The sequence below is a fragment of the Corallococcus sp. CA041A genome, from assembly GCF_003612075.1.
GTDB lineage: Bacteria > Myxococcota > Myxococcia > Myxococcales > Myxococcaceae > Corallococcus > Corallococcus exiguus.
The window spans coordinates 1-9,438 of sequence record NZ_RAWF01000336.1 but is presented as its reverse complement, the minus strand read 5'-3'; the positions used below and the strand labels follow the sequence as shown (position 1 = coordinate 9,438).

Below are 9,438 nucleotides of genomic sequence, written 5' to 3'. Positions count from 1 at the left end.
CGTGGGGGCTTCGTGGCCCGTGCGTTCTTGGACCGGGAGGGCTTCGCCGGACGCGCGGAGCCGGTGGCCGGTGCGGGCTTGGACGGACGGCCTTGCTCGCCATGCGGCGGCTTCGTCGGACGCCCGTAGTCGATAGTCGGAAGCGGCCTCTCCCTGGACGCGGGGCCTGCACCTTCGTCGGCGGGAGGAGGCCGGGGCGCGGGCCGGCCGTGGCTGATGGCCGGTGGCGGCGGCTTCGGCGGTCTGGGGGCTTCCGGGTGCTGTGCCTTCGCGGCCTGGGCCCGCAGCGTGTCCACTTCCTTGCGCAGCCGGATGACCTCCGCGGAGAGCTGGGCGTAGGAGTCGCGCACCAGCCCGTTGAACACGCGCTGCCGGCCCAGGGTCTCGTTGATCAACACCTGGCACGTCTTGCGGAAGGCCCATTTGGCCAGCAGCACCGCCTGCCCCATGCCGGCGCGGTGCGTGTGCAGCGGCAGGGCCCGCGTCGTGTCCGCGTTCTCCTCCAGCGCGTGCATGTTGAAACTCAGCGGCTCCACGCGCGGCTCCACGCCGTCCTCCGGCACCTCCGCCGGTTCCGACGTGGGCAGCCCGCGCACGCGCAGCCGCTCCTCGATGCGGGCCACCAGGGCCCTCGTGGGAATGTCCCGTCCGAGCAGCTTCATCGGTGTGTCTCCTCCACGATGCGCGCCATCTCTTCCCGGTACGCCGCGACCACCTGGGGCCACGTGTGCCGTTGCGCGTAGATGCGGGCCCTCTTGCCCATCGCGTCCCGGGCCTCGCCCACCTCGCGCAGCCCTTCCACGAACGACGCAAGCCCCCGGTACACCCGGCCCGCGCCACTGCGCTCCACCTGTCCCACGAGCACCTCCGAGTGCCCGTTCACCAGCACCGGCGTCCCCTGCGCGAACGCCTCCAGCGTCAGGAGCGACAGGCTCTCGAACTTCGACGGCACCACCACCGCCAGCGCTCCCGCCAGCGCGTCGTGCTTGTCCTGCTCGGAGATGCGCCCCACGTGCCGCACGCCCTCTCCGCTCACGTCCATGTGCGCTTCGCCCGCGAGCACCAACTCCGGCGCGTCCTGGTAGCGCTCCCGCAGCTGGCGGTGGAACTTCAGCAGGTCCGGCACGCCCTTGCCCGGCTCCAGCCGGCCCACGTAGAGCAGGTAGCGGCCGTGCACGCCGTACTTCGCCCGGAAGCGGTCGGGCACCGACGGCAGCGCGTCCACGCCCACGCCCACCACGCGCGCCCGCGCATGGTTCGGGTGGAAGCGCCCGAGCATCTCGACCTCCTCCGGCGTGTTGCACATCAGCACCCGGGGACGGTTGAACACGTCCCCATAGACGCCGAAGCGGATGGGCGGCTCGTCATGCGCGGTGGGCACCAGCAGCGCGCGGTCCGACACCAGCGGCAGCCCCCACGCCGTGGGCGCGTAGAGGTACGTGAAGAACAGGTAGCCGTCGTACGCGTCCTGCGTGGTGGCCAGGTGCTCCATCAGCCCGGGGCTCAGCGGGCCCTGCTCGGCCACCCACTGCTCTTCACGCAGTCGCTCGTTGCCGTGCCCGAACACGTGGCGCGACATGTCGTTGAATGCGTGGATGTTGCGCGTGCGCGTCACCGGGAAGCGCAGCACCTTCGTGCGGCCAAAGCGGTCCTCGCCGGGCGGGAAGGTGTTCTCCCACGTCAGGTGGTTCTTCGCGCAGGTCGTCACCACCGTGACGTCCCAGTGCGGCGCCAGGTGCTCCGCCACCTGCGCGGCGTGGCTCTCCGCTCCGCCCGTCACCTCGCCAAAGCGCTGCACCACCAGCGCCACGCGCGGCCGCTTCGCCGGGGCCTTGCGCGGACGGGGCGGCGGCGCCACCACACCCTCCAGCGCTCGCGTGAGCGACACCTGCGCGGCGGTGGGGGAGAAGTGCTGGAGCCGGCGCGCCTGGCCGTCGAGCACCGACTTGCGCAGGTCCTTGTCCTCGCACAGGTCCACCACCAGCTCCGCGAGGAACGCGTAGCGCTTCTGGTCGAACGCGATGCCCGCGCCGCCCAGCGTCTCCGGCACCGCGGCCGCCGCGTACGCCAGCACAGGCACTTCGGAGGCCATGGCCTCGATGATGGGCACGCTGAAGCCCTCGTGCTCGCTCATGGAGACGAACACGGACGCGGAGCGGTACACGGCCACCAGCTCCGGATGCGACAGGCGCCCCAGGAAGTGCACTCCGCTCAAGTCCTTCATCTCGCGCTGGAGCGACTTGAAGTAGCGGCTGCCCGGCTCGTAGCCGCCGACAATCAGCAGGCGCGCCTGGGGACGGATGCGAAGCAGTTCCCGGTGCAGCGCGAGCAGGTCCTCGAAGCGCTTGTGCGGCATCACCCGGCTCACCGACACCAGGGTGGGGCCGGGCCCGGCCAGCTCCGCGAGCTTCGCCGCATCCGCCACGGACGCGGCGAAGCGCTCCTGCTCGATGAAGAGCTGCACGGTGTGCACGTTGCGGTGGCCCGCGACGCGCAGCTCCGCGCTGTTGTAGTCCGAGTCCCCGATGGACACGTCCAGGAAGGGCGCCATCGCGGCCACCTGCGCGCGGCCCGCAACCAGCGCGTGCTCCAGCGGCGTGTCCTGGTAGAAGCGCGCGGGGCTGATGTTGTGGAACACCACGCCGCGCTTGCAGTCCATGTGCATCAGCCGCCCGCTCAGCGGGGACGCGATGCCGTGGTGGTACAGCACCAGGTCATCCGGCTTCGGCTTCAGCGTGAAGACGTGGCGGGCCAGGCCCTGCAGCCCTCCGGCGACCTCTTCCGCGTAGATGTCTCCCACGTGCCCCATGCGGCGCAGCAGGAGTTGCAGGTGCAGCGCGGCCTGACCGGAGGCGTCGCCGGGGCCGAAGCTTGGGATCAACTGATGGACCGCCATGGAGGGCCGTGTGTACCACACGGGCATGGTATGAGGCGGCCCGTGTCGACCCCCGGACCCATCGCCTTCGACGCCACCCTGTGGGACGAGCCCACCACTGGCATCGGCCTGTACACCCGTTGCCTCGCGGAGGCGCTCGAAGCCCGGGGCGTCCGGCTGGACCGGATGGGCGCGCGCAAGTCCGGCGAACATCCGCGCGGCGTCCAGAAGCGAACGTCGTGGACGCTGGCCACGCTGCCCCGGCTGCTCAAGGCCACGCCGCCGCCCGTCTACCACGCGCTCAGCAACTTCAACCTGCCGCTGCGGCGCACGCCGGGCACCGCGTACGTGCTCACCGTGCACGACCTGGTGCCGTTGGATTTTCCGCACACCGTCTCCGCGCCGTACCGCTGGCAGTTCCGGCTGTGGCTCGCGCGCAGCCTGATGCTCGCGGACCGGCTGGTGTGCATCAGCGAGAGCACGCGCCAGGACCTGCTGCGCCGCTTCCCCCAGGTGGAGCCGCGCACCGTGGTGGTGCACAACGGCGTGGACCACGTGAACGCGACCCCTCTGAACGAGGCGGACGAGGAGTTCCTCCACGCGCTCAACCTGCCGAAGGACTACGTGCTGTACGCGGGCTCGCTCGACGTGCGCAAGAACGTGGAGCTGGTGCTGGAAGCGCAAGAGCGGCTGCACGCGCGCGGCCGGTCCTTCACGCTCGTGCTCGCGGGGCAGGCCTGGTACGGCTCCGGCAAGGTGGAGACGCGCATCGAGCGGCTGCGCTCGGAAGGCCTGGACGTGCGGCCCCTGGGCTACCAGACCCCCGCCATCTTCTACGCGCTGATGCGCCGCGCGGCGCTGTTCGTCTTCCCGTCGCGCTACGAGGGCTTCGGACTGCCGCCCCTGGAGGCCATGCGCCTGGGCACGCCCACGGTGGTGTCCACGGAGGGCTCGCTGCCGGAGGTGTGCGGCGACGCCGCGCCCGCGGTGGATCCAGACGACGCGGAAGGCCTGGCGGCGGTCATCGACCGGTTGCTGCGTTCGCCGGAGGAGCGCCGCGCGCTGTCGGAGGCGGGCCAGCGTCAGGCCGCGAAGTTCACCTGGGCCCGCACCGCGGAAGGGATGCGGGCCGCTTACGATGCGGCGCTGCGCCACCGGTAGGCGCCCGTGGTCAACCGGCCCGTGAAGGGCCTCCTGGAGGAACATGCGACTGCTCGTGTGGAGTGGAATCGTCTGCGGAATGCTGCTCGGGTGCGCGGGGTCGAACGCGGCGCGCAAGGACGAGGCCCAGGAGCCGGCCCCCACCGCCCAGCAGGAGGAGGCGCCGCCCACCCCCGTGACGCCCCCGGAGAAGAAGGCCGAGTCGCCCGCGGCGGAGGCGGAGAACCAGGAGGCGCCCATCGTCATGCCCCTGGAGATCACGGAGACGCCCGCGCCCCGCGACCCGCTCGGCATTGAATCGCAGAGCGTGAAGGGCAACGTGCTCACGCTCAACGTCCGCCACGGCGGCGGCTGCAAGGAGCACCGCTACGGCCTCGCGTGGGACGGGCGCTTCACCAAGACGGCCGCGGGCGAGCCGCGCGCGGAGCTCACGCTGCTCCACGACGCGAACAACGACCGGTGCAAGGCGATGGTCTACAAGGAGCTGGCCTTTGACTTGTCCACGCTGAAGCAGGAGTGGAGCGAGAAGGGCCACGGCGACCACGCCACGCTCCACCTGGACTTCAACGGCGTGCCGGACCAGTCCGCCAACTTCAAGTTCTGACAGGTGCATGACCCTGCGCGAGGAGGTCCTCGCGCAGGCGCGTCAGCACCTTGCCCAGCAGGTTCAGCCCCCGCCACGTGGACGGGTCCTGGATGCGCGGGTCCTCCGCGGAGAGCCCCACGCCCCAGATGCGGTCCAGGGGACTGGCCTCCACCAGCTCCGTGCCCGCCGTGGCGAGCAGCGCCTCCAACAGGTGCGGGTGCTGGGTGAACTTCGCGTGGTTGCCCTCGTAGACGATGCGCTCACGCTCGCGCTCCCAGAGGGCCGCGTCGAACGGGGTCACCTTGCGGCCCAGCGCCTTGTGCTGCTTGGGCGTAGCGGCGCGCAGCATCTGCTCCAGCACGCGCGTGTCACCGAACAGGCGCGCCTTGCCCGCCATCATGTACTGCTCCGCGCAGGTGTACCGCACGCCGTCCACCGTGAAGACGGACGGGTGCCACTGCGAGAAGAAGGAATCTTCCTTCCAGAAGAACGTGAACCGCGCCGTCGTCGTCGTGCCCATCCCAGGCCTCCTTGAAATCTTCGTGTAATAGTGACACGAACGTGCGGCGATGGAGGAACCTGACTGGGGGCCCTACAATGGCCGTCCGCTCCCCATGCGACTTCAAGAAGCCCAGAAGCTGTTGGACCGCTGTTTCACCGGTACGCGGGAGGGTGCGCCTCGCCTCCACGAGCCCTCGGACCCCCGCTTCGCGGAGCGGGGTGGCGCGGTGTGGCTGGAGTACCGCTGGTACGTGCGCGAGCGCGGCATCGCGGAGGTGTTCCTCAAGTGGGACCGGGTGCCGCCCGGGAACGAGAAGACGGTGGAGGCCACGGTGCTGCGCACGCACCTGTTGGGCCAGTCCCCGATGCTGTCCCAGCGCGCGCTGCGCACGGTGGAGGGCGGCACGCCCGCGCCGGAGCGGGTGCTGGACGTGCTCAAGAACGACGGCATCCGCCGCGAGTGCGTGGCCCGGGGCCGCACCACCGTGACGGTGGAGCACTGGGAGAGCCGGCGTCCCGCGGCGCTGTTGGACGAGGCGCGCTTCGCGGAGCTGGCCGCGCCCCTGGATGCGGAGGACTCCACGCCGGAGGGCCGTCACGAGGCCGTGCAGCGGCTGGCGGACGCAGAGCGCAGTCCGCGCGTGCAGGACGTGCTCCTGCGGCTCGTCGCGCGCAAGCCGTCGCTGATGGCCCTGCGCATCCTGTCGGAGTGGGGTGAGGTGCAGGCCCGCGAGTACCTCCAGCGGGACCTGGCCGCCGTGAAGCCGGGCAACGCGGCGGACCTGTGGGCCCTCACCGCGTTGGACCGGCGCCTGGAGGCGTGGCAGTCGCTGGCGCGCCCTACGTAAGGCGCGCCAGCGGTGCGTCAGTGCGAGCCCACCCGGGGGCCCAGCACGTCGCGCAGCGCATCCGCGACGGTGAGCTTCGGGTCCCAGCCCAGCGCGCGCAGCTTGCCCGGGTCCGCCACGAGGCTGGGGATGTCCGAGGGGCGCAGCCGCGCCGGGTCCAGCTCGATGCTCGCCTGCACGCCGGACAGCTGGAGCATCTCCTCCAGCAGGCTGCGGATGGTGCGGCCCTCGCCGCTGCCCACGTTGTAGGCCTGGCCGGCCTCGCCCTTGAGCAGCAGCAGCCGGTACGCGTCCACCACGTCCTTCACATGGGAGAAGTCCCGGATGGCGTCCAGGTTGCCCGTGCGCAGGATGGGGTCCACCGTGCCCAGCGCGATGGCGCGGATCTGCGCCGCGAACGACGGCACCACGAAGGTGGGGTCCTGCCCCGCGCCCAGGTGGTTGAAGGGCCGGGCGAGGATGACCTCCATGCCGTAGCTGCGGAAGAACTGCTCTCCGGCCAGCTCCCCCGCGGACTTCGACGCCGCGTAGGGGCTGAGCGGCACGTGCCGGTGCGACTCCTCGGCGCGCGTTCCTTCCGCGACGGGGCCGTACACCTCACCGGAGCCCACCAGCAGCACTCGCGCCTTGGGGGCGCTCTCACGCAGGGCGGTGAGCAGGTGCACCACGCCCATGGTGTTCACCGCGAAGACGCGCGCGGGGTTCTGGTGGCTCTTGGCCACCGAGCTGAAGCCGGCCAGGTGCAGCACCGCGTCCGGCTTCACCTCGGAGACCGCCGCCTTGACCTTCGCCTCATCGGCGATGTCGAAGTGCAACGCGGTGCTGCTGATGCCCTCGCCGCGAGGCCCGTGCACCTCCACCACTTCATCGCCGGCCGCCCGAAGGGCAGCGCACGCATGACGGCCGACGAATCCATCCGCTCCCGTGACGAGGACGCGCATCTTACCGCTGTCCTGCCTTCACTCGCTCCAGGTCCGCGTCGACCATCATCTCCACGAGCTGCTTGAAGCGCACCGTGGGCTCCCAGCCGAGCTTCTCCTTGGCCTTGTCGTACTTGCCGATGAGCAGGTCCACCTCCGCGGGGCGCACGAACGCGGGGTCGATCTTCACGTGCTTCTGGTAGTCCAGGCCCACGCGCGAGAAGGCGATCTCCACCAGCTCCCGCACGGTGTGCGTCTCGTTGGTGGCGACGACGAAGTCCTCCGGCGTCTCCTGCTGGAGCATGCGCCACATGGCGTCCACGTAGTCGCCCGCGAAGCCCCAGTCGCGCTTGGCGTCCAGGTTGCCCATGGGCAGCGTGTCCTGGAGGCCCATCTTGATGCGCGCCACGTTGTACGTGACCTTGCGCGTGACGAACTCCAGGCCACGGCGGGGCGACTCGTGGTTGAAGAGGATGCCGCTCACCGCGAAGAGCTTGAAGGACTCGCGGTAGTTCACGGTGATGTGGTGGCCGTACGCCTTCGCCACGCCGTACGGGCTGCGCGGGTAGAAGGGCGTGTCCTCCGACTGCGGGACTTCCAGCACCTTGCCGAACATCTCGCTGGAGGACGCCTGGTAGAAGCGCACCTGCGGGCGGGTGTGGCGGATGGCCTCCAGCATCTTCGTCACGCCCAGCGCGGTGAACTCACCGGTGAGCACCGGCTGGTTCCAGCTGGTGGGCACGAAGGACTGTGCCGCCAGGTTGTAGACCTCGTCCGGCTGGGTGAGGTTCAAGAGCGCCGCGAGCGAGAACTGATCCAGCAGGTCGCCCTGGTGCAGCGTCACCTTTCCCTGCAGGTGCGCGATGCGCTCGAACTTCTCCTCGGAAGAGCGGCGCACCATGCCGTGCACCTCGTAGCCCTTCTTGAGGAGCAGCTCCGCCAGATAGCTGCCGTCCTGCCCCGTGATGCCAGTAATGAGTGCGCGCTTGGCCATGGCCCTTGTCTGTTCGCTGGGAGACGCTGTTCGTTGTACCCGAGGCTTTCGCCGTCTGCCAACCGTTCCAGGGTTTCAGGGAACTTGAAGAGTGACGTGCCTATGCCTAGGTAGGGAGCGACCTGCCCAGGAGCCGCCCATGCGCAACCTCTCCCTCCCTGCATTGACGGTCGTGCTCATGAGCACGGCGGCGGGGGCCCAGACGGCTCCCGTGGCGGTGCCCTACACCGTGCAGACCCAGCCCGGAGCGCGCTCCGGGGGCGGCACCGTGAACGACGTGGCCCTGTGGGTGAACCCGGCCGACCCGGCCGCGAGCCGACTCATCACGGCGGACCAGAACAACGGCCTGTTCACCTACGCCCTGGACGGCGGGGAGGTGCAGGGCAACACCGAGGGCACGTCCGTGAGCGTGGACGTGCTGGGCGGCTTCCCGCTGGCGGGCGGTACGAACGCGGCGCTGGTGCTCAGCGCCAACCCCACGCTGTCGGGGCTCGTTCCCTACGTGATGGATGCCACGGCGGATGGTGGCGGGCTCACCCGCCTGTCACCCACGGTGGCCCCGCTGGACGTGGGCGTCAGCTACGCGACGGTGCGGCTGGCCCGCGGGGCGGATGGGACCATCCAGGCCTTCGGTGGACTCGCGGCTGGCGGCCTGCGGCAGTTCGCGCTGACGCCCACCGACGGCGGCGTCACGGGGACCCCGGTGCGGGACATCCCGGCCGGTACGGTGCTGGGACTGGCGGTGGACCCGGCGTACCGCGCGCTCTACGTGGCGCAGCAGGGGCAGGGGCTCTACCGCTACGGCGCGGACGCGGACGCCGGCATCCTGGGCACGCAGGTGGTGGGCCTGGGGGACGGCGGCCTGACGTCCGTGGGGCGCCTCGCGCTGTACGAGGCGTCCGGGGTGGACGGCTACCTCGTGGCGACGGATCCGAGCGCGAACACCTTCGTCGTCTTCGACCGGCGCACGCTGGGCCGGGTGGGCGCGTTCCAACTGGTGCAGGACGGCGGCACGGACGCGGTGGAGCAGTCGCGCGGGCTGGTGGCCTACTCGGGCGCGCTGGGCACGGCCTTCCCGGAGGGGCTCTTCGTCGCGCATGACGGCGTCAGCAGCAGCACGTTGACCGACAACCTCAAGCTCACCTCGTGGGGCAACGTGGCGCGGGCGTTCTCGCCGCCGCTCATCATCGCGCAGCAGCCGGCGGACGGCGGCGTGGACGGCGGCGTGGACGGCGGCACCGGCAACGACGGCGGTGGCGGCGTCATCGTCAATCCGGGCGACGGCAACCCCAATGGCGGTGGCGGCGGGACCGACGACGACAGCGGCTGTGGGTGCACCAGCACGTCGGTGCCGGCCATCGCGACGCTGGGGCTGCTGGCCATGTCGCTCCTGGGCCGCCGGCGCCGGAGCTGACGCTCGAAGCGGGTTGAAAGCGACAGGGGGGCGGGATGAAGTGCGCGCCCCATGCGCTCCTTCCGTTCCTCCGTCCTCGCGCTCGCGGTGCTCGCCTCCGCCTGCAAGGGCGGCCCGACGCCCGCACCCGCCAACACCC

At 70.9% G+C, this 9,438-nt stretch carries 9 protein-coding genes; 4 read left to right on the top strand and 5 right to left on the bottom strand.

Annotated elements, in window-relative coordinates:
* Both D7V77_RS45220 and D7V77_RS37485 read right to left on the bottom strand, forming a co-directional pair.
* Window positions 1-662, bottom strand: a 662-nt coding sequence (locus tag D7V77_RS45220) for a hypothetical protein (RefSeq protein ID WP_233597473.1), incomplete at its 3' end; no start/stop codon positions are given.
* Entirely contained in the window at window positions 659-2,896 is a 2,238-nt protein-coding gene (locus D7V77_RS37485) for a glycosyltransferase family 4 protein (RefSeq protein ID WP_120581040.1), read from the bottom strand. The genes D7V77_RS37485 and D7V77_RS45220, both read right to left, overlap by 4 nt.
* Before the next feature lie 30 nt (window positions 2,897-2,926).
* On the opposite strand from D7V77_RS37485, the gene D7V77_RS37480 reads away from it, so the two are divergent.
* Window positions 2,927-4,036 carry a glycosyltransferase family 1 protein gene (locus D7V77_RS37480; protein WP_120581039.1) on the top strand — a complete coding sequence of 370 codons (1,110 nt, stop codon included), beginning with the start codon at window positions 2,927-2,929 and terminating at the stop codon, window positions 4,034-4,036.
* Between the two features lie 43 nt (window positions 4,037-4,079).
* Window positions 4,080-4,640 carry a NigD-like C-terminal domain-containing protein gene (locus D7V77_RS37475; RefSeq protein ID WP_120581038.1) on the top strand — a complete coding sequence of 187 codons (561 nt, stop codon included), beginning with the start codon at window positions 4,080-4,082 and terminating at the stop codon, window positions 4,638-4,640.
* Here the strand turns inward: D7V77_RS37475 and D7V77_RS37470 are convergent.
* The gene (locus D7V77_RS37470; protein WP_120581037.1) at window positions 4,630-5,142 is read right to left on the bottom strand and encodes an NADAR family protein; all 513 of its coding nucleotides are present in this window, start codon (window positions 5,140-5,142) and stop codon (window positions 4,630-4,632) included. The two genes, D7V77_RS37475 and D7V77_RS37470, sit on opposite strands and share 11 nt — an antisense overlap.
* A gap of 94 nt (window positions 5,143-5,236) precedes the next feature.
* On the opposite strand from D7V77_RS37470, the gene D7V77_RS37465 reads away from it, so the two are divergent.
* On the top strand, window positions 5,237-5,971 hold the full coding sequence (locus D7V77_RS37465; RefSeq protein ID WP_233597472.1) for a hypothetical protein: 735 nt from the start codon (window positions 5,237-5,239) through the stop codon (window positions 5,969-5,971).
* A 17-nt stretch (window positions 5,972-5,988) separates the two neighbouring features.
* On the opposite strand, the gene D7V77_RS37460 is transcribed toward D7V77_RS37465, so the two are convergent.
* Both D7V77_RS37460 and gmd read right to left on the bottom strand, forming a co-directional pair.
* Window positions 5,989-6,912, bottom strand: a complete 924-nt coding sequence (locus tag D7V77_RS37460; protein WP_120581035.1) for a GDP-mannose 4,6-dehydratase — start codon at window positions 6,910-6,912, stop codon at window positions 5,989-5,991.
* Window position 6,913: 1 nt separating this feature from the next.
* Window positions 6,914-7,885, bottom strand: a complete 972-nt coding sequence (gene gmd / locus D7V77_RS37455; protein ID WP_120581034.1) for a GDP-mannose 4,6-dehydratase — start codon at window positions 7,883-7,885, stop codon at window positions 6,914-6,916.
* Window positions 7,886-8,024: 139 nt separating this feature from the next.
* On the opposite strand from gmd, the gene D7V77_RS37450 reads away from it, so the two are divergent.
* Entirely contained in the window at window positions 8,025-9,299 is a 1,275-nt protein-coding gene (locus D7V77_RS37450) for a myxosortase-dependent phytase-like phosphatase (RefSeq protein WP_120581033.1), read from the top strand.
* Window positions 9,300-9,438: the final 139 nt, after the last annotated feature.

Coding starts and splice junctions, on each gene's coding strand:
- D7V77_RS37485 (WP_120581040.1), bottom strand. CDS start 2,896: ATGGCGGTCCATCAGTTGATCCCAAGCTTCGGCCCCGGCGACGCCTCC.
- D7V77_RS37480 (WP_120581039.1), top strand. CDS start 2,927: ATGAGGCGGCCCGTGTCGACCCCCGGACCCATCGCCTTCGACGCCACC.
- D7V77_RS37475 (WP_120581038.1), top strand. CDS start 4,080: ATGCGACTGCTCGTGTGGAGTGGAATCGTCTGCGGAATGCTGCTCGGG.
- D7V77_RS37470 (WP_120581037.1), bottom strand. CDS start 5,142: ATGGGCACGACGACGACGGCGCGGTTCACGTTCTTCTGGAAGGAAGAT.
- D7V77_RS37465 (WP_233597472.1), top strand. CDS start 5,237: ATGCGACTTCAAGAAGCCCAGAAGCTGTTGGACCGCTGTTTCACCGGT.
- D7V77_RS37460 (WP_120581035.1), bottom strand. CDS start 6,912: ATGCGCGTCCTCGTCACGGGAGCGGATGGATTCGTCGGCCGTCATGCG.
- gmd (WP_120581034.1), bottom strand. CDS start 7,885: ATGGCCAAGCGCGCACTCATTACTGGCATCACGGGGCAGGACGGCAGC.
- D7V77_RS37450 (WP_120581033.1), top strand. CDS start 8,025: ATGCGCAACCTCTCCCTCCCTGCATTGACGGTCGTGCTCATGAGCACG.